The sequence below is a fragment of the Shewanella sp. MF05956 genome (assembly GCF_059758055.1).
Map to the genome: position 1 here is coordinate 66,188 of NZ_JCAYNV010000004.1, position 18,423 is coordinate 84,610.

19 protein-coding genes are annotated in these 18,423 nt (G+C 42.0%); 10 read left to right on the forward strand and 9 right to left on the reverse strand.

The annotated features are described in order from the left end of the window. Positions 1-258: 258 nt before the first annotated feature. Entirely contained in the window at positions 259-2,826 is a 2,568-nt protein-coding gene (locus AC19MX_RS05650) for a TonB-dependent receptor plug domain-containing protein (protein WP_498296929.1), read from the forward strand. 94 nt (positions 2,827-2,920) lie between these two features. Here AC19MX_RS05650 and AC19MX_RS05655 read toward each other — a convergent pair whose 3' ends face one another. Then, positions 2,921-3,442, reverse strand: coding sequence for a thioredoxin family protein (locus AC19MX_RS05655; protein WP_498296931.1), 522 nt, complete (start codon positions 3,440-3,442; stop codon positions 2,921-2,923). A 109-nt stretch (positions 3,443-3,551) separates the two neighbouring features. Between AC19MX_RS05655 and AC19MX_RS05660 the strand changes: the two genes are divergently transcribed. Further along, positions 3,552-4,169, forward strand: a complete 618-nt coding sequence (locus AC19MX_RS05660; protein WP_498296933.1) for a LysE family translocator — start codon at positions 3,552-3,554, stop codon at positions 4,167-4,169. A 42-nt stretch (positions 4,170-4,211) separates the two neighbouring features. On the opposite strand, the gene AC19MX_RS05665 is transcribed toward AC19MX_RS05660, so the two are convergent. Beyond that, entirely contained in the window at positions 4,212-4,529 is a 318-nt protein-coding gene (locus AC19MX_RS05665; RefSeq protein ID WP_498296934.1) for a DUF3144 domain-containing protein, read from the reverse strand. A gap of 255 nt (positions 4,530-4,784) precedes the next feature. On the opposite strand from AC19MX_RS05665, the gene ung reads away from it, so the two are divergent. Further along, positions 4,785-5,444, forward strand: coding sequence for a uracil-DNA glycosylase (ung, locus tag AC19MX_RS05670; protein ID WP_498297251.1), 660 nt, complete (start codon positions 4,785-4,787; stop codon positions 5,442-5,444). Positions 5,445-5,568: 124 nt separating this feature from the next. Here the strand turns inward: ung and ispB are convergent, their stop codons facing one another. Then, on the reverse strand, positions 5,569-6,540 hold the full coding sequence (ispB, locus tag AC19MX_RS05675; RefSeq protein ID WP_498296936.1) for an octaprenyl diphosphate synthase: 972 nt from the start codon (positions 6,538-6,540) through the stop codon (positions 5,569-5,571). 451 nt (positions 6,541-6,991) lie between these two features. Between ispB and rplU the strand changes: the two genes are divergently transcribed. From rplU to AC19MX_RS05710, 7 genes are all read left to right on the forward strand, one after another. Further along, complete coding sequence (rplU, locus tag AC19MX_RS05680; RefSeq protein ID WP_432399430.1) at positions 6,992-7,303, forward strand: 50S ribosomal protein L21; 312 nt, start codon at positions 6,992-6,994, stop codon at positions 7,301-7,303. Between the two features lie 16 nt (positions 7,304-7,319). Continuing rightward, complete coding sequence (gene rpmA, locus AC19MX_RS05685) at positions 7,320-7,574, forward strand: 50S ribosomal protein L27 (RefSeq protein WP_160054094.1); 255 nt, start codon at positions 7,320-7,322, stop codon at positions 7,572-7,574. A gap of 201 nt (positions 7,575-7,775) precedes the next feature. Further along, positions 7,776-8,942 (forward strand): Obg family GTPase CgtA, encoded by a 1,167-nt coding sequence (gene cgtA, locus AC19MX_RS05690; protein WP_432399429.1) that lies wholly within the window; start codon positions 7,776-7,778, stop codon positions 8,940-8,942. 20 nt (positions 8,943-8,962) lie between these two features. After that, the gene (locus AC19MX_RS05695; protein WP_432399428.1) at positions 8,963-9,721 is read left to right on the forward strand and encodes a threonine/serine exporter family protein; all 759 of its coding nucleotides are present in this window, start codon (positions 8,963-8,965) and stop codon (positions 9,719-9,721) included. Then, positions 9,721-10,191 carry a threonine/serine exporter family protein gene (locus AC19MX_RS05700; RefSeq protein WP_432399427.1) on the forward strand — a complete coding sequence of 157 codons (471 nt, stop codon included), beginning with the start codon at positions 9,721-9,723 and terminating at the stop codon, positions 10,189-10,191. Before AC19MX_RS05695 ends, AC19MX_RS05700 begins: the two co-directional genes overlap by 1 nt. A gap of 179 nt (positions 10,192-10,370) precedes the next feature. Next, on the forward strand, positions 10,371-10,853 hold the full coding sequence (gene folA / locus AC19MX_RS05705; RefSeq protein ID WP_498296939.1) for a type 3 dihydrofolate reductase: 483 nt from the start codon (positions 10,371-10,373) through the stop codon (positions 10,851-10,853). Positions 10,854-10,950: 97 nt separating this feature from the next. Next, on the forward strand, positions 10,951-11,355 hold the full coding sequence (locus tag AC19MX_RS05710; protein WP_498296941.1) for a DUF3718 domain-containing protein: 405 nt from the start codon (positions 10,951-10,953) through the stop codon (positions 11,353-11,355). A 366-nt stretch (positions 11,356-11,721) separates the two neighbouring features. Here the strand turns inward: AC19MX_RS05710 and AC19MX_RS05715 are convergent, their stop codons facing one another. From AC19MX_RS05715 to surA, 6 genes are all read right to left on the reverse strand, one after another. After that, positions 11,722-13,743, reverse strand: coding sequence for a methyl-accepting chemotaxis protein (locus tag AC19MX_RS05715; RefSeq protein ID WP_498296943.1), 2,022 nt, complete (start codon positions 13,741-13,743; stop codon positions 11,722-11,724). Between the two features lie 285 nt (positions 13,744-14,028). Next, the gene (locus AC19MX_RS05720; protein WP_498296945.1) at positions 14,029-14,847 is read right to left on the reverse strand and encodes a symmetrical bis(5'-nucleosyl)-tetraphosphatase; all 819 of its coding nucleotides are present in this window, start codon (positions 14,845-14,847) and stop codon (positions 14,029-14,031) included. Positions 14,848-14,850: 3 nt separating this feature from the next. Further along, positions 14,851-15,231 (reverse strand): Co2+/Mg2+ efflux facilitator ApaG/CorD, encoded by a 381-nt coding sequence (gene apaG / locus AC19MX_RS05725; protein WP_432399422.1) that lies wholly within the window; start codon positions 15,229-15,231, stop codon positions 14,851-14,853. 55 nt (positions 15,232-15,286) lie between these two features. After that, a complete protein-coding gene (rsmA, locus tag AC19MX_RS05730; protein ID WP_432399421.1) occupies positions 15,287-16,093 on the reverse strand; it encodes a 16S rRNA (adenine(1518)-N(6)/adenine(1519)-N(6))-dimethyltransferase RsmA in 807 nt (268 codons plus the stop codon). Between the two features lie 9 nt (positions 16,094-16,102). After that, the gene (gene pdxA, locus AC19MX_RS05735; RefSeq protein ID WP_432399420.1) at positions 16,103-17,086 is read right to left on the reverse strand and encodes a 4-hydroxythreonine-4-phosphate dehydrogenase PdxA; all 984 of its coding nucleotides are present in this window, start codon (positions 17,084-17,086) and stop codon (positions 16,103-16,105) included. A 9-nt stretch (positions 17,087-17,095) separates the two neighbouring features. Continuing rightward, positions 17,096-18,400, reverse strand: a complete 1,305-nt coding sequence (surA, locus tag AC19MX_RS05740) for a peptidylprolyl isomerase SurA (RefSeq protein ID WP_498296947.1) — start codon at positions 18,398-18,400, stop codon at positions 17,096-17,098. Between the last annotated feature and the right edge of the window lie 23 nt (positions 18,401-18,423).

Consider the following 18,423-nt stretch of genomic DNA (forward strand, 5'->3'; position numbering starts at 1 on the left):
TCTGCAATGTGCATATTATTGAGAAAAATCATAATGTGATATATGTCACTTAAAATCATATGTTTACTGTTTTAAAAGCCGATTTATTATTTAGATTCTGCTTATTAATCTCAGAAAGTGTTAGCAATTGTGTTTTAGTTGTTATAAAAATGTAGCTGAAATAGGGAGTATTTCGCATTTTAGACAAACTGGTTTTAGGCATGAATCACCTACGACTTAGTTGAAACACAACAATAATAAGCAGTTGGGAAGATAATAATGATGCAATCAAAAAAAACTAAATTTGGCTTCAGCTCGTTAAGCTTGGCCATCTCTTTTGCTCTTGCCGGAACAGTTGTCAGCTCACAAGCTTTCGCTGCAGACGAAGAAGTGGCAAAAAAAGAAAACGTTGAAAAAATTGCTGTCGTGGGTTCTCGCGCAGCACCTCGCTCAATTGGCGACTCGCCTGTCCCTGTTGATATTATTAGCAGTGATGATCTCAAGAAAAATGGTTCAACTGACATGATTGATATGTTGGTAACCTCGGTACCTTCATTTAACTCACGTGCGCAACCCATTAGTGATGCTGCAACGCTTGTTCGTCCTGTTAACCTTCGTGGCCTGCCATCAGACAGCACACTTATTTTAGTTAATGGTAAACGTCGTCACCGTGCTTCAGTTATTGCATTCCAGGGTGGTGGCATTAACGATGGTGCTCAAGGTCCTGATATTTCAGTTATCCCTGGTGTTGCGCTAAAGCAAGTAGAAGTGCTGCGTGATGGCGCAGCCGCTCAGTATGGTTCTGATGCGATTGCTGGTGTGATGAACTTTGTTTTAAAAGATGCCTCTGAAGGTGGTTCAATCACTGTTAGCCAGGGCGAGTATTACGAAGGTGACGGCGCTGCAACGACCATTGACGGTAACATCGGTTTACCTTTAACAGACGATGGCTTTGTTAACATCAGTGCACAATATAAAACTGCAGATGCCACCAGTCGCAGTGTGCAACGTCCTGATGCTGCTGCCATTGCTGCTGGTGGCAATACCTCAATTCTTAATCCAGCGCAAACCTGGGGCAACCCAGAGATCAATGATGATTTTACCGTATTTGTAAACTCTGGTTTTGATATCAACGATAACACTCACTTGTATGCATTTGGTAACGTGTCATCACGTGAAGCAACAGGTGGTTTCTATTATCGTAACCCGCAAGATCGTGATTTAGTTTATTCAAAAGTGAATCCTGATACAGGTGAAAAGGAATTGTTGGTTGGTGCTATAAATGGTGATCAGTCAACTTGTAGTGCTGTACCCGCTAACGTTCCAAACGTGCTAAATACACCTGAATATTTAGCAATGGTTGCCGATCCTAACTGTTTCTCAATGAACCAAATCCGTCCAGGCGGGTATACCCCTCAATTTACCGGTAAAATTGAAGATATGTCTTTCTTTGCGGGTATTAAAGGGACGTCTGGCGAATGGAATTATGATGTCAGTGCTGGCACCGGTAGTAATAAATCCACTTTTGGTTTAAAAAATTCACTTAACCCATCTATGGGTTTAGAGACACCAACTGACTTTGATACTGGCTCATACGAGCAAATTGAAACCACCTTTAACGCTGATATGAATCGTTTTGTGACCATTGGTGGTTTAGAAGATATTAGCTTTGCTACTGGTTTTGAATGGCGCGAAGAGTCATTTGAGATTGGTCAAGGTGAAGAGGCATCGTGGATTGCCGGCCCTTATGCAGACCAAGGCTTTAACATCGGTTCGCACGGTTTTAAAGGTTTTGGACCAGAATCGGCAGGTAAGAACAAGCGTAACAACATCGGTGTTTATACCGACGTTGAAGCGTACCTAACAGATGACTTCTTGCTTGGTCTTGCACTACGTTATGAGAACTTCTCTACCTTTGGCGACACGTTAAACTATAAGTTAACTGCTCAGTATATCGCTACTGATGAGTTGTCGTTCCGTGCATCTCACAGTACTGGTTTCCGTGCTCCAACGGTGGGTCAAGAAAACGTAGTAAATACCCAAACATCAATTGTTAATGGCGAATTAATTCAGACCTTTATTGCACCGCCTACAAATCCACTAGCCGCATTTTATGGTGGTGAAACGTTAAAGCCGGAAGAGTCTGTCAGTTATGCAGTTGGTTTTGTGTATGAATATGAAAATTTATTCTTAACCGTTGATTACTACAATATTGAAGTGACAGGTCGTATTGCACAATCGAGTCAGATTGATGTGGAAGCTAGTGATTACGATGCGTTAAGAGCGGCTGGGGTTGAGTTCCCGGAGCTAATTTCAGCAGTAACCTACTATTCCAATGACTTTGATACCACCACTCAAGGTGTTGATATTGTAGGCTCTTACAGTATGGACATGTTTTCTGGTGATGCTAAGTTTAGCCTAGCGTATGGCTGGACAGACACCTCAGTTGATAAGTTTGACGAAGCCACAACAGACTTAGGTAAAGTGCGCCGTTTAGAAGATGGTATTCCTGCACACCGTGCTACATTAACGTGGGGCCAGAGCTGGGATGATCTAAGTACGTCTGTTCGTGCGAACTACTTTGGTGAGTACTACGCGACACATGCTGATGATACGTCTGATTGGGGGTCTGAAACCGCTGATGCCGCTGTGACAATTGATGTTGAAGTGAGCTACGCTGTGATGGATAACCTGACTGTTTCAGTCGGCGCGAACAACATATTCGACCAAGAAGCGCAAAAGCTTAAAGATGGCACATTAGGCGCATTAGGTGCGGTGTACTACGAAAGTGGTCCATTTGATTACAACGGTGGCTACTACTACGGCCGTGTAAACTATCGCTTCTAAGCACTGATACAACGCTAATAACACTCACAATAGTGAGCGCTATGAATAAAAAAGACTGCTTCGGCAGTCTTTTTTTATGGTGTTTAGTGGGCGTTTAATGTGCGACTAAAGATAAAGCTTTAGCTATATCGTCGATAATTAACACTTTAGGTAGCTCAATACCGTCCGGATAGGCAGCGCCATATATTTTATTAAATGGTGTACCCGCAACACCTTGTTGCCCCATGTATTGCTCGATAACCGCATCAGCTTCTGTCCAGTTACCTTGCATAAGCACAATGTGTGGTTGGTTTAATTGATTAACCACTTGTTCTCGATGTAACACATTTGCTTTGTTTGTTTGGCAGGGGACGCACCAATCAGCAGTAATATCAACAAACACAGTGTTACCTTGAGACACATACTCTGCGATTTTATCTGGTTCTAGCGGTTGCCAACGCAAAGCCTGGTAAGCTAAATAATCTTCACCTTTATTGACAAATGCAATGACCCCTGCAAAACATATTCCCATAAATACCAACATCATAATCACAAGTGTTGGGATTGCTTTACCATTGATTTTAGCCCAAATGAGCCCCGCCACGGCAGTAAAAATGACTGCCAGTAATATCATCATTAAAATCGTCATAGGGCCTGTTATTTGTTTATGTAAATGTAAAGTAAGGTAACATTAGCAGGGCACGCTTAACTGGTAGTTAAAATAGTGAATAGAAAATAGAGGTGTTATGACGTTTAGTACTTGGCTGGGGTTGTTAGCCATTTGTTGTTTAGGGGCGATGTCGCCAGGACCGAGTTTAGCCATGGTTGTTCGGCACACATTAAGCGGTGGTCGTTTACATGGCGTAGTTTGCGCATGGGCTCATTCGATTGGAATCGGTATTTATGCGTTAGTGACGTTGCTGGGATTAGCTGTAGTGCTTAAGGCTTCGCCAATAATTTTTAACGCGATAGCCATAATCGGGGCGCTTTATTTAGCCTGGATAGGCATACAATCATTGCAGTCAAAGGGCGGTATGCAACAAAAGTTAGCGGCTGGAAAACCGAGTAGCTTATGGGAAGCTGCACGCGATGGTTTAGCCATTTCATTATTCAACCCTAAGATTTTATTGTTTTTTTTGGCATTGTTCAGTCAGTTTGTTCTTGCGGCTCAAACACCCGTTGGTCAAGGCTTGATTGTGCTGACTCCGCTAGTCATTGATGGGCTGTGGTATACCATTATCGCGTTTGTATTATCGCATTCTGCCGTATTACCGAAGTTGCGTGAAAAGTCGCAATTGATTGATAGGTTGTCTGGTGTAGTATTAATTTTATTGGCAATTAGAGTGATTTATTCACTTGTTTAACTGATTAAGCCATCGAGTATGATGGCTTAATCATATTAACGTTTAATCTGCTTTAAACATTTTGACTGCATCATCAACCGGTTGCTGTGCAGGAACTGGTGGGTTAGCAATATGGTCGTCTAGGTTTTCGTTTAACATAGCCTTGAATTCGTTTGAAAACCACTCTAAAGCATTGTCTTTTTCAGCAGCTAAATTAGTAGATTTAATGGCGGCTTCGAAAGCGTTAAAACGTGCAGAAGCAAATCTCATTGCGGTTCCAACTTTGCCAATATCATTTTCTTGTTGGCTTAATTGATTGGCTAGCGCGATAAATTGATCGGCAATTTGGTACATGGTGAGTTCAGTTTTTTGTTCAGACATCAGATCCACTTTGTCGGTGAGTAAGTTTCAATCGAGTGTAACGATTTCTATATAAAATATCAGGTAAAAATTGTCTATTGAGATCTTTATCTACGATTTTATTGTTGTTATTCAGCAGTCATGTTTGCCTGAGAACGTTTTTCAGTGCAACTGTTATTAATGAGAATGATTGATTTTTAGGTGTTGGCTCTTGATTAATGGTTTGTCATGCCATCATATTTTTAGGTACGTATTTTGATAAAAGGAAACATCATGATGGCCAGCTGGGAAACATTTTTAGCGCAGCAATCGTCTCAATTATATTATCAGCAACTGCAACAATTTATTGCTAAGCAGCGATCGCAAGGAAAAGTGATATACCCGCCAGACGACGAAGTGTTTACAGCATTTGATTTAACGCCTCTAAATCAGGTTAGAGTAGTGGTATTAGGGCAAGATCCTTATCATGGCCCTAATCAAGCGCATGGGCTGTCTTTTTCAGTTAAAAAGGGGGTTAAGACGCCACCTTCGTTAGCCAATATGTACAAGGAGCTGAAAAATGATATTGAGGGCTTTAATGTCCCTGTGCATGGTGAGTTGTCTGCATGGGCTAAGCAGGGCGTATTACTATTAAATACTGTGCTCACTGTCGAGCAAGGTGCTGCTCATTCTCATGCAAAATCAGGATGGGAAATATTTACAGATAATGTATTAATCGAGCTGAACCAACAGAATGCTCCCATAATATTTGTTTTTTGGGGAAACCATGCCATTAAGAAAGGTCGCTTGATTACAGCATCACAACATAAGGTGTTAACCGGCCCGCACCCATCGCCCTTGTCTGCTTATCGTGGATTTTTTGGATGTCAGCACTTTTCGAAGATTAATCAAATGTTGGTCGCGCAAGGTGATAAACCAATCGATTGGCAAGTGTAAATGTTGAAAAAGCAGGGCGCATTTAGTTAATGATAAATGCGCCATTGTAGAAAACTATTTTAGATACTCGTTGTTACTGCTGTCGTTACTCTCTGTTGTTAATAACAGTGGTTAATGACTGTGATTAATTGTTGCGGTTCACAGAGAGGTGAGCCAGTGAAATTAAAGCTTGCTTATAGTCACTTTCAGGTAAAATACTTAAGGCATCAATTGCTTTTTGAGCTTCAACCTGAGCTTTCTCCTGGGTATACAATAATGCGCCAGACTCATGCAGCGCAGTTAAAATCTCATCAATGGCTTTAGTGCCATCGCTTTGTTCAATGGCTTCACGAATGAGCTTTTTAGCTGCATCTGAACCATTTTCCATGGCATAGATTAGCGGAAGCGTTGGTTTACCTTCAGCCAAGTCATCACCAATGTTTTTACCTAACTCATCGGCATTGGCGGTGTAATCGAGTAGGTCATCGGTTAGTTGGAATGCGGTGCCTAAAAATTTACCATAATCACCTAGGGCTTGTTCTTGCTCTGGGCTCACATTGGCTAATACACCGGCTAATTGGGTTGCGGCTTCGAATAACTTTGCCGTTTTGCAATAAATCACCCGCATGTAGTTTTCTTCGCTGGTATTGGCGTCGTTACAGTTCATTAACTGTAATACTTCGCCTTCAGCAAGCACATTCGTTGTATGCGCTAGGACTTTCAGCACTTTCATGCTGTCTAGTTCAGTCATCATTTGAAATGAGCGGGTGTAGAGAAAGTCGCCAACCAATACGCTAGCACTATTGCCGAACAGTGCATTTGCCGTTTCACGACCACGACGCAGTGTAGACTCATCAACAACGTCGTCGTGCAGTAACGATGCGGTGTGGATAAACTCGATAATGGCAGCCAGCTTGAGGTGTTGCTCACCTTTATAATCAACCGCTTTAGCCGCTAATATTGATAATAACGGACGTAAACGCTTACCACCGCCATTGATAATGTAATAACCAAGCTGGTTAATTAGGGCTACATCAGATTCAAGTTGTTTGTATATCAGCTGATTGACTGCTTGCATATCAGTGTCAGCCAGTTGACGAATGGCGTTTAAATCCATAATAGTCTCTGGTTGTTGGGCGACAGGGTTCGCACCCTTTAATTAGTCATATCGAATTTGAGCGCATATCTTACAGGATATCAACGCTGTTTTTCAAAGTAAGTATTGTATCAAATATGTGTTACATAATGCTGTTCTAGTATAACTTTACTTGTTTACTGCCCATTTAGTTCAAAAAGACGCTATTTAATGACAGCATGTCAGTGTTTTATCGCTTAATAGAGAACATTGTTCTCGAAGGATAATATGTTAGCTAATTTTTATCACTCGCACATTAGCTAATGATGAATAGTGTGCAGTTATGTGCCCTTTTTTATTTGAATGTGAATTAGGGCTTGCCTGATGATAATTCTTCGCGTAGAATCCGCGCCCATTGTCATTAAAAGTTTTTTAGCACCTAGTCTCGTCAATTATATGAGTTAGTGTGTTAGTCATTTGGAGTGAAATAGCTATGTACGCTGTTTTTCAAAGTGGCGGAAAGCAACACCGTGTTGCTGAAGGTCATACAGTTCGTTTAGAGAAATTAGAAGTTGCTACTGGTGAAACCATTGAATTCGATCAAGTTTTATTGATCGCTGATGGCGAAACAGTGCATGTTGGTGCTCCTTTAGTTGCTGGCGGTAAAGTCGTAGCTGAAGTAGTTGGCCACGGTCGCGGCGAAAAGGTAACTATCGTTAAGTTCCGTCGTCGTAAGCATCACGACAAGAAGATGGGCCACCGTCAGTGGTTCACTGAAGTTAAAATCACTGCGATTAACGCATAATTTAGGAGTCTAACTCATGGCACATAAAAAAGCTGGCGGTTCTACTCGTAACGGCCGCGATTCAGAAAGTAAACGTCTTGGTGTTAAGCGCTTTGGCGGTGAATCAGTTCTAGCTGGTAACATTATCGTTCGTCAACGTGGTACTAAATTCCACGCTGGTATTAATGTAGGTGTTGGTCGTGACCACACACTATTTGCATTAACAGACGGTAAAGTAAAGTTTGAAGTTAAAGGTCCTAATAACCGTAAGTTTATTAGCATCGAAGCTTAATTCTCTACTAAGCTAGATCTCGAAAGCCCTGCCTATGGTGGGGCTTTTGTGTTTTTTATATCATTAAACTTCGTTTGATAGTTTAATGATTTTGTTTATATGCAGTAGGCGATATCGTGATGAATGCTATCTTCAGCGCTTTCCTGCAAATCCCAGTGATTTGGGGTTATAATTACAGATTAAGTGGCGTCAGGAGTCAGTATGAAGTTTGTTGATGAAGCGAATATTCGCGTAGAAGCGGGTGACGGCGGAAGCGGTTGCGTCAGTTTTAGACGCGAAAAGTATGTTCCAGATGGTGGTCCAGATGGCGGTGACGGTGGTGATGGCGGTAGTGTATTCCTACAAGCTAACGAAAACCTAAACACGCTAATCGATTACCGTTTTACTCGTTTCCATATGGCTGAACGAGGAACTAATGGTCGTGGTCGTGATTGTACTGGTCATGGCGGCACTGATTTGGTTCTTCAAGTACCTGTTGGTACACGCGCTATCGATCAAGAAACCGAAGAATCACTGGGTGATTTAACTGCACATGGACAAAAGCTACTTGTTGCTAAAGGTGGTTTCCACGGTTTAGGCAATGCCCGCTTTAAAAGCAGTACCAACCGTGCGCCACGTCAAAAGACATTGGGTACGCCTGGTGAAGTACGTTCAATCAAACTTGAATTATTATTGCTTGCGGATGTGGGTTTGTTAGGTATGCCAAATGCCGGCAAGTCTACTTTTATTCGCTCAGTTTCTCGTGCTACACCTAAAGTTGCCGATTATCCCTTTACCACGTTAGTGCCAAATTTGGGTGTTGTTAATCCACGCCCTGGTCAAAGCTTCGTGATTGCCGATATTCCTGGTCTTATTGAAGGTGCTGCAGAAGGTGCTGGTTTAGGTATTCGTTTCTTAAAGCATCTTGAACGCTGTCGTATGTTGTTACACATCATCGATATTAAACCTATTGATGGTAGCGATCCTGTGCACTCAGCACGTGCAATTGTTGGCGAACTTGAAAAATACTCGCCAAAATTAGCGGCGAAGCCACGTTGGTTAGTCTTTAACAAAACTGACTTGTTACTTGAAGAAGAGTTACAAGAGAAAATGGATGCGATTGTCAAAGAGTTAGATTGGCAAGGCGATGTATACACTATGTCTGCTTATAATCGTACCGGTACAGAAGCATTGAGCATCAAGATGCTTGATTACATTCGAAGTATCCCAGTGGTTAAAGAAGAAATTACTGCTGATGCTGATGTTGAGTTCAAGTGGGATAATTATCATCAGGGTACTGAAGAATCCGTCAACGAAGATTATGATGATGATTTTGATGATGATTTCGATGATGATGATTATGATGTCGAAGTTATTTACCAACGTTAATTTGCTCATTTGAGGATATCGTGTACGCAGATAGCCAAAATGATATAACCCGTCTTGTAGTGCGCTGCGCGCAATTGCTATTGGCCTATGGTGCTGAGTCTGATCTTGTTGAAGAGATCAGTCAGCGTCTCGGTAAAGCACTTGGGCTTGCCAGTATTGAGCTGTCTATTTCGTCTAATGCATTAGTGCTCACGAGCCTAGTGCATGGGCGTTGTATTACTACAACTCGGCGCATTCGAGCCCACGGCATTAATATGATGGTCATTTGCGAGCTTCAGCGCATATGCATCTTAGCTGAAAAAGGCATTTATGGTGCAAACGAAGTTAGACGTCGTTTAGCGCATATCAAACCTAAGTCTTACCCCGCAATAGCTGTTGTCCCCATGATCGGTTTATCTTGCGCCAGTTTTTGTCATTTGTTTGATGGTGACCTGATCGCGTGCATCATTACTTTTTTTGCCTCTTCTATCGGCATGATGGTGCGGTTATTTTTTGCATCGAAGCACTTCAATCTTTTAGTTAACTTTTCAATTACAGCTTTTGTGATTACTGGCATTGCCCAAATTGGTTATCTTTGGCCGATTACAACCACTCCGCAAGCGACGATGGCTGCCAGCGTATTGATGTTAGTGCCCGGTTTTCCATTGATAAATGCGATTTCCGATATGGTGAAAGGCCACATGAATGTGGGCATTTCTCGTTGGGGTCATGCTACCTTGCTCACTCTCGCGTCGGTGATTGGCATTACTATTGCGATGCAGATGGGCGGAATTTTCTAATGCTATCTTTGTTAAGCATCTTGTTACATGACGCTTTTTTCTCTGCAATACCTGCTGTGGGTTTTGCGATGGTGTTTAATGTACCTAAACGTTACTTGATTTACTGTGCGATTGCTGGGGCCATAGGTCATAGTTTTAGAACGCTACTATTGCAGTTCTCTATGCCGATAGAATGGGCAACGTTTGTTGCTGCAGCTGTTGTTGGGGTTATCACCATCCAGTTTGCTAAACGCCATTTAGCGCCACCGTTAATGTACGCGGTTGCGGCCATTATTCCTATGGTGCCCGGTACCTATGCTTTTAATACAGTAATCGCGCTCATTCAGTTAACCGCACAAAGCCAAGTGAGCCCAGAGTTAACTGCCCAAGTCATCCTAAATGGTTTAAAAACCGTCTTTATTCTAGGTGCGTTAGCCGTTGGATTAGCGTTACCAAGTTTGTTGTATTATCGCACTCGACCCATTATTTAATGTTATTGATGTTATAAACAGCTTCTAATCATACTAAATCAAACATTGAAATCGAGACTCAAATTTAGGTGTAAAGTTGATGTCTGAATTTCTGCTAAGTACGATTCAATATCGTGGTTTTTCAACTAAGCATCTGGCTAAAATAAGTCTAAGCCATTATAGAAAAGGATTCTTTTACAATGCGTATCGCAATGATTGCCGCTATGGCAAATAATAGAGTGATTGGTAAAGACAATAAAATGCCTTGGCATTTACCTGAAGATTTACGCCATTTTAAAGCGATGACATTATCAAAGCCTATCATTATGGGCCGTAAAACATATGAGTCTATTGGCCGCCCATTACCAGGGCGTCATAACATTGTGATTAGTCGTAATAATCAGCTCGTTATAGACGGTGTCACTTGCGTCGTAAATTTTGAGCAAGCCTTGGCTGCCGCAGGTGATTGTGAAGAAGTGGTGGTTATTGGTGGTGGTCAACTTTACGAACAATTAATACCCCAAGCTGACGTATTATATCTGACTATGATTGATTTAGCCGTCGAGGGTGACACGCATTTTCCTGCTTGGGATGATGGTTCGTGGCATATAGAAAACTCAGAAACTTTAACAAACGACAAAGGATTGCAATATAGCTTTAACACTTTAGTGAAAAAGTGTTAAATTAATCACGTTTATACCCTGAAATTAAGATACATCAGCGAGCTTTACTGTCGACTGTATGTATAGCTATATAACTATAATGATAAAGGAGTGTCGGATGCGTCTATTGCCTGTGGCTATTGCAGCCCTGATTGCAGCATCTTTTGTGTCAACCCCTGCTGTTGCCAATACGGAACAATTAGTAGCAAACATTTGTGATTATGTTAAATCAGACGACAAAAATCGTTTACGTAAAAAAATGAAAGAAACTCGTGTCAAATTACGTAACGTGTATTCAAGCATTTCTTGTGATGGCAGCAGTTTATTGCGTACTGCCTACAGTTCAAATGCGAATGATGTCGGTGAGTTTATCGCAAAACGTATGCCATCGTCTGATCTAGCAGCCCCTGAACCAGATGGCAAAACCATCTTAGATTGGGCTTCGGCTAATGGTCATGATGGTGGCCCTATCACTACAGCGATTAAAGATCGTGTTGGTGGTGGTGCGGGTGATGAAGACTAAATAACCTGATATCAGGTTAAATAACCTCAACTCGGGATAATAAATGCCTTTCAAACAGTCCTTTGCCCCGCTAACTGCGTTGAATCGACTTACAATAGGCTAGCTATTGACGCTTCCATTCGCCTTGTTTGCAGAACAAATGACAAGCTTGAAAGTGAGATGGGTTAACATGTTGATTTTAAATAGCATAAGTTCATCCCTTATACCGAGTTCAGGTTAAATACGTAACGTAATACGTTCCAATAAAAAATACCGATAAGAAATTATCGGTATTTTTTTATGTTTTTGCGGGCGAGAACGAAATAAAATTAGGCACAAAAAAGGCCCCTGGGGGCCTTTTATCCATATGTGACAATATGCTAGTCGTTATACTTTAAACTCTCGTACAGAGGCTTGTAACTCTTCTGCAAGCATTGCCACCTGATGACTTGATTGCGCTGTTTGATCTGCACCAGTGGCCGTTTCTTCAGATATAGATGCAATGTGTTCTAGTTTTTCTGATACTTGCTGGCTAACAATATTTTGCTCTTGTGCAGCATGGGCAATATGATTACCCGAATCATAAGCTCTATGAACCGATTTACTGATGGTTTCCAGGGCAATGTTAGCTTGTTCATTTTTCTCTACACAGCTGTTTGCTTGTGCGCGTCCAAGCTCCATCACCGCAACAGCTTCTTGGGTGCCGACTTGAAGGACTTCAATCATCTGCTGAATTTCACTGGTAGAATGTTGGGTGCGAGACGCAAGATTACGAACCTCGTCAGCCACCACAGCAAAACCGCGACCTTGTTCGCCCGCTCTGGCGGCTTCGATGGCCGCGTTTAAAGCCAGTAGGTTAGTTTGATCTGCAATGCCTCTGATGACATCTAAAATTGAACCAATTGAGGCACTGTCTGAGTGAACTTTGTTAATCACGATGCCTGCTTTAGCCACTTCTTCAGCCAATGCGAGGATGGTGTTTTTGCTTTCTTCGGCAAGCGAGCGCATGTGCTGGGCTTCTTGATCTGCTTGCTTGATTTCATTTAAAGCTTGATCGGCACTCATCGAGACCTGTTGTGCGCTAGAGCTTAGCTCTGTAGTAGCGGTCGCAACTTGATCAACCTGACTTTTTTGCTCTTGAATACCAATCGTGGTTTGCGAGGTAATGGCTGAAGTTTGCTCTGCTGCTGCCGCAAGCTGATTAGCGCGGTCAACAATACCTACAATTAAGCTTCTTAAGCTGTCGACTAAGCGGTTACAGTTTTTAGCCAGTTCGGCAAACTCATCATGGCCTGAATCATCTAACTTGTGAGTTAAGTCGCCAGACGCTAATACGTTTAAGGCCTGGTTAACTTTTTCTAAAGACTTGGTTAATGGGGTAATAACGGCAATACTGACCACAATGGCCACTACAATCGCAAACAGCACTACACCAAGCGTTTTATAAAAAGCTGAATCAATAATACTCAGTGCATCATTACTGATATCACTGGCAAAGTTATCAATCGATTTGGCTAATACAGTCATCATCGCATTGACATTTTTGGCGGCGATTTGTGTGTCATTTAACTGCTTTGTCGCGGAAAACTCGTGATTGAGCTGTTGCTGCTTTAGTGCAATGATTGAGTCATTACCATTAAGTAATTTAAAGACTTTTGCGCTTTCGACAGACAAGTCTTCTAAAATTGAGCTGCTGATAACACCAGTACCTTGGCGGTTAATGTAGTCGATTTTAGTTGTTGCTTCGCTGACCATATAATCAAGTTCTTTAATGATAAGGTCATATTTGCTTTGCTCAGTTGTGGCAACTAAATCATAAATAGTCGTAATAATATTAATTAATGTGCCATCAACTAAACTTGCTGACGCAGCTAAACTGCGCTCAGTTTCATCTTCACTGGTTTCTAAATCAATCACGTCGAGTAGAATGGACGATGAGTCATCGGCGGCATTCTCTAAAGCACTGCGCATTGTTAATAACTTTTCTTGCAAGCTAAGTGCGCTTTCCCTTTCGTTAAGCATGGTGTTTGCGCTAGCTTCGTACAGGTTATAGCTTTTATTCAATTCGTTTAATGGCTGTGCAAGTTGAGATTGTTGGCTGACTAAATTACCTAAACGAGTCATATCGCTTTTAAAGCGGTTGTCGAGGTCGGTAAGCTTTTTCTCGATATCCGGAATTTTAGATGAGTGATTACTGTAGTAAGCCAGCACTGCTTCAATCTGTTGAGTGCTAAGGTTTTCACTTAAAATACTGGTCGCTTCTAACGCAGGTAAGCTGACCGTTTTAAGGATGGTTGTGCCGTCTTTGATACTGTTGTTACTGAGTAGAGTCACAACCCCTAGGACCACAAGTAACAGTGTTACAACGGTAAAACCGCCTATAACCCTGGTTGCTACATTAATTTTCATACAATACTCCGACTATTATTATTTGATCCTGGTTTTTATTATTAAGTGATTTTGATATTGAGTGGATTAACAAACACATGTTTCTCAGGCAAATTTTGTCAATGCTCAAATTTAATATCGGTCACTTTTCTGTGTAACAGTCTTTTAAGAGACTTTGTTGATTTACACGAATGGTATGTATTAAAACTTCACTTTTAGTTATAGGGTAGTTTGAGCTTTTACAGCATGCGCAGATAATCAATACGATTGTTATTGTTATCGGCAAATTGCTACTTTAGTTTAACGTTAAATTAACCTGTTTTGGGTAATTTTTTCATTCTTTTCAAGATGCCATAACGTGAGGTGTTCGCCCCAGCAACAGCCTGTGTCTAATGCCATAAAATGTGGCTGAGGAGTTTGACCCATCAAGGCGGCCCAATGACCAAACACGATAGTATTTTGCGGCGCACAGCGTGATGGAAATTCAAACCAGGGTGCGAGCTCAGCTGATGTTTGCTGTTGTGGTGGTGTTTTACACTTAAACTCAAGGCGGCCATCAGAATGCAAAAAACGCATTCGGGTCAATGCATTGATACAATAACGTAAACGATCAATACCGTGTAACTCACTTGACCACTGTTCTGAATCTTCATTGTACATTTGTGCGATTAACGCCGTTAAATAATCATCTTGTTGTAGCGCAACGCTGACTTGCTTTGCTTCTTGTATCAGGGTGTCGATATCCCATTGTGGTGGGACGCCTGCATGCGTCATGATGATATTGTGTTCGGGCAATGTGCGAACCAACGGTTGTTGTCTTAGCCAATCGGTTAGTTGATTAATATCGGGTGCGTTAAGCAACTCACTAAGATGATCTTGCGGGTGAGGGCGTTTTAATTTGCCATGAAGTGCCAGTAAATGCAGATCATGATTGCCGAGTACCACTTTTGCGGAATTTTGCAGTGACTTAAAAAACCTTAATGTTGCCAAGGATTCAGTTCCTCGTGCGACTAAATCACCGACCGCCCACAACTCATCTTTAGATGGGGTAAAGTCTACTTTTTGTAACAGTAAGGTTAGCTCTGCAAAGCACCCTTGAATATCACCAACAAAATAGTGTGCCATGATTTACTGCAAAATACCTGGAACGGCTAATCTAAACGCGGGAATAGCCGCTAAAAAACGTTTGCCTTGAGCATCTTCCATGCCATAAGACCCATGCATAAAGCCTACAGGTGTCTCCATGACTGTGCCACTCGAATACTGATATGCGGTATTAGGTGAAATCGTTGGGGTTTCACCCACCACGCCAGGGCCTTTCACTTCACTTTCTTTGCCATTAGCGTCGGTAATAATCCAATGACGATCTTTGAGTGTGACCTTGCTATCACCTAAATTGATGATGGTAATGGTATAACTAAAAAGGAATTTGTTGTCGGCAACATCAGATTGTTGTTCTAGATATTGGGTGTCGACTTTTATTTTTATCGGTGATTCGCCTTGGCTCATTCTACATCCTGTCTTTAAAACAAAAGGGCATGCTCGTATTGGCATGCCCTTATTATTACTTTTTGTTGTCACACAGTAAATTAGCCATCTCGACATACTGCGGAACACTGATTTGTTCTGGCCGCATACTGGAGTCAATGTTTAATGACGCAAAGTCATCATCAGACAACAAGGCTTTTAGATTATTGCGCAATGTTTTGCGGCGCATACTAAACGCTGTAGAACATAAGTGACGTAGTACATTCACATCTTTACATGGCCAAGGTTTAACTTCGTATGGCAATAAACGCACTACTGCTGAGTCAACTTTAGGTGCCGGTGTAAAGCAGTGTGGTGGCACTTCAAGTACCGGAACTACCTGACAGAAGTACTGTGCCATAACAGTTAAACGACCGTAGGCTTTAGTGCCGGGGCTGGCTGATAAACGCAACACCACTTCTTTTTGTAGCATGAAGTGCATGGTTTCAATTTGTTCCGCAAACTCAAACAAATGGAACATCAATGGCGTTGAAATGTTATAAGGCAAATTACCAAATACTTTCATCTTTTTGCCAGGCTGTTGTAATTTCGAAAAATCAAACTGCAGCGCGTCACCTTGATGAATGGTTAGCTTGTCTTTAAGTATGGGATGCTTTTGTAAACGTTCTACTAAATCACGGTCTAATTCAACAACGGTTAGGTTATCGATGGTGTCTGCAACCGGTTCGGTTAATGCACCAAGACCAGGACCAATTTCAATCATCACATGATCGTTGTCAGGTGCAATAGCACCAACGATACTGCTGATCACACCTTGATCGGTAAGAAAGTTTTGTCCAAAACGTTTTCTGGCCGTGTGGCCTAAATGTACTTTATTGCTCATTAAAATGGGTTACTTACTTTTTGAGGCCAATTCGATGGCTTTGTTTAATGCACAGGTAAAACTGCCGCTATCCGCTTTTCCGGTACCCGCTAGTTCAAGCGCTGTACCATGGTCGACTGAGGTGCGAATATAAGGTAAACCTAGAGTGATATTGACCGACTTGCCAAATCCTAAAGATTTAAGCACAGGTAATCCTTGGTCATGATACATGGCGAGTACCACGTCAGCTTGTTCAAGATACTTTGGCTGGAATAGAGTATCTGCTGGCAACGGGCCAACAATATCCATACCTTGCGCACGTAACTCGTTTAGCGCGGGGATCATGGTATCAATTTCTTCACGACCTAAATGGCCGTCTTCTCCTGCATGCGGGTTTAAACCACAGACATAAATTTTGGGTGAGCCTAAACCAAATTTACTCACCAGTTCGCGGTGCAAAATGCTAATGATGTGGTGCAATCTGTCACGTGTTATCGCTTTAGCCACATACGCTAATGGGATGTGCGTAGTCATTAAGGCAACTTGTAACCCCGGCGTAGCTAACATCATAACCACATCTGCACAGTTGGCTTGCAACGCAAAAAACTCGGTATGGCCACTAAATGGGATGCCGGCTTGATTGATAATGCCTTTGTGCACGGGACCCGTAACGACAGCATCAAATTCATTAGACATGTTTTTTTCGCCAGCGTAACGCAAGGTATCAACAACATAAGCGCTGTTGGCTTCGTTTAATACCCCACATTCACAAGGCTCAGCTAATGCAAAAGGCACTATGGTTAAGGTGCCTGCTGCTTGAGGTTTTGGCGGTTGTGACGGTTGATAAGGTATGAGTTGCAAAGGGAGTCCAAGTAATTTGGCTCTGCTCATCAATAAATCTGGATCGGCACAAACAACTAACTCAGCAGGCCAAGCCTGCTGAGCGAGTTTGATGACTAAGTCGGGGCCAATGCTTGCTGGTTCACCGGGAGTAATAGCAATACGTTTAGTCATTGATCTTGCTTAACCTCGTTTTGTTTCAGGCTCAATAATTTCAATATAAGCTTCAGAGCGCATTTCATCTAACCAGTTTTGTAATTCTTCGTTAAATTTACGACGGAAAATTAACTGATGTGCTCGGTTACTGTTAAATTGATCCGTTGCATCAGTTGTGCGACGAGATTCAAGTTGCACAATATGCCAGCCGTGTGTAGTACGGAATGGCTCACTGATTTGACCTTCGCTTAAACTGGCTAATGTTTGAGAGAATTCAGGCACGTACATACCTGGATCTGCCCAACCTAATTCACCGCCTTTTGCCCCTGAACCTGGATCTTCAGAATACTGTTTAGCTAACTTAGCAAAGTCGGCTTCACCACTACGCACTTGCACTAAAAAGTTGTCTAGCATCGCTTTAGCACGGTCTTCCGATAAAATCGGTGATGGCTTTAGTAGAATGTGGCGTGATTTAACTTCAGACACTTCTTGAGTTTGCAGTCCGCGTGTGTCGATGACTTTAATAATGTGGAAACCAGAACCCGATTTGATTGGACCAATAATATCGCCTTTCTTAGCGCTATTGACCACTTCAGCAAACAAGGTTGGCATTTCATTGATGTTCATGAAATCCCAAATACCGCCTTCAAGGGCTTTAGGGCCTGAAGATGATGCAATAGCAGTGCTGCGGAAATCATCACCTTCATTTAGGCGTTTTAGGACGATTTCAGCACGGCGACTTGAACTTTCTAGTTGCTCACTGCTTGGGTTACTTGGCACTTCAATTAAGATGTGACCGATTTGAAATTCAACATCTTTTAAGCCTTGTTCTTCAATGAGTTTGACTAGGCCACTGATTTCTTGAGGCGATACTTGAATACGACGTTGCACTTGAATACGTTGAATTTCACCTAAAGTGACTTCTTGACGCAACTGTTCACGATATTGGCTAAAGCTAGTGCCTTCGCTTTCAATGGATTGTTGCATCTGCGCCACAGACATTTTTTGTTCTTTGGCGATATTTTCGATGGTTTGGTCTAATTGGAGATCACCAATTTGTAAACCAATACGCTCAGCCATTTGCATTTGCAAGTGGGTTAAAATGAGACGTTCAATAACCTGAGTACGCAATGCTTCATCTGATGGTAGGGTTTGATTCGCTGCTTTTGCGTTAGCTCGAACAGTGGTAATCATATTCTTGATTTCACTTTCGAGAACAATACCATCATTAATTTGAACTGATACGCGGTCTAATGTTACTGGTGCTGCAACACTGGTTTGGCTCATTGCCAGTGCGAGTAATGCAAAAATCATTTTTTTACTGTGTTTCATCCACAAAATCCTTGGCACATTCG

Excerpts from the sequence above, each read along its gene's own strand:
- AC19MX_RS05650 (WP_498296929.1), top strand. The coding sequence starts at position 259 with ATGATGCAATCAAAAAAAACTAAATTTGGCTTCAGCTCGTTAAGCTTG.
- AC19MX_RS05655 (WP_498296931.1), bottom strand. The coding sequence starts at position 3,442 with ATGATGATATTACTGGCAGTCATTTTTACTGCCGTGGCGGGGCTCATT.
- AC19MX_RS05660 (WP_498296933.1), top strand. The coding sequence starts at position 3,552 with ATGACGTTTAGTACTTGGCTGGGGTTGTTAGCCATTTGTTGTTTAGGG.
- AC19MX_RS05665 (WP_498296934.1), bottom strand. The coding sequence starts at position 4,529 with ATGTCTGAACAAAAAACTGAACTCACCATGTACCAAATTGCCGATCAA.
- ung (WP_498297251.1), top strand. The coding sequence starts at position 4,785 with ATGGCCAGCTGGGAAACATTTTTAGCGCAGCAATCGTCTCAATTATAT.
- ispB (WP_498296936.1), bottom strand. The coding sequence starts at position 6,540 with ATGGATTTAAACGCCATTCGTCAACTGGCTGACACTGATATGCAAGCA.
- rplU (WP_432399430.1), top strand. The coding sequence starts at position 6,992 with ATGTACGCTGTTTTTCAAAGTGGCGGAAAGCAACACCGTGTTGCTGAA.
- rpmA (WP_160054094.1), top strand. The coding sequence starts at position 7,320 with ATGGCACATAAAAAAGCTGGCGGTTCTACTCGTAACGGCCGCGATTCA.
- cgtA (WP_432399429.1), top strand. The coding sequence starts at position 7,776 with ATGAAGTTTGTTGATGAAGCGAATATTCGCGTAGAAGCGGGTGACGGC.
- AC19MX_RS05700 (WP_432399427.1), top strand. The coding sequence starts at position 9,721 with ATGCTATCTTTGTTAAGCATCTTGTTACATGACGCTTTTTTCTCTGCA.
- folA (WP_498296939.1), top strand. The coding sequence starts at position 10,371 with ATGCGTATCGCAATGATTGCCGCTATGGCAAATAATAGAGTGATTGGT.
- AC19MX_RS05710 (WP_498296941.1), top strand. The coding sequence starts at position 10,951 with ATGCGTCTATTGCCTGTGGCTATTGCAGCCCTGATTGCAGCATCTTTT.
- AC19MX_RS05715 (WP_498296943.1), bottom strand. The coding sequence starts at position 13,743 with ATGAAAATTAATGTAGCAACCAGGGTTATAGGCGGTTTTACCGTTGTA.
- AC19MX_RS05720 (WP_498296945.1), bottom strand. The coding sequence starts at position 14,847 with ATGGCACACTATTTTGTTGGTGATATTCAAGGGTGCTTTGCAGAGCTA.
- apaG (WP_432399422.1), bottom strand. The coding sequence starts at position 15,231 with ATGAGCCAAGGCGAATCACCGATAAAAATAAAAGTCGACACCCAATAT.
- rsmA (WP_432399421.1), bottom strand. The coding sequence starts at position 16,093 with ATGAGCAATAAAGTACATTTAGGCCACACGGCCAGAAAACGTTTTGGA.
- pdxA (WP_432399420.1), bottom strand. The coding sequence starts at position 17,086 with ATGACTAAACGTATTGCTATTACTCCCGGTGAACCAGCAAGCATTGGC.
- surA (WP_498296947.1), bottom strand. The coding sequence starts at position 18,400 with ATGAAACACAGTAAAAAAATGATTTTTGCATTACTCGCACTGGCAATG.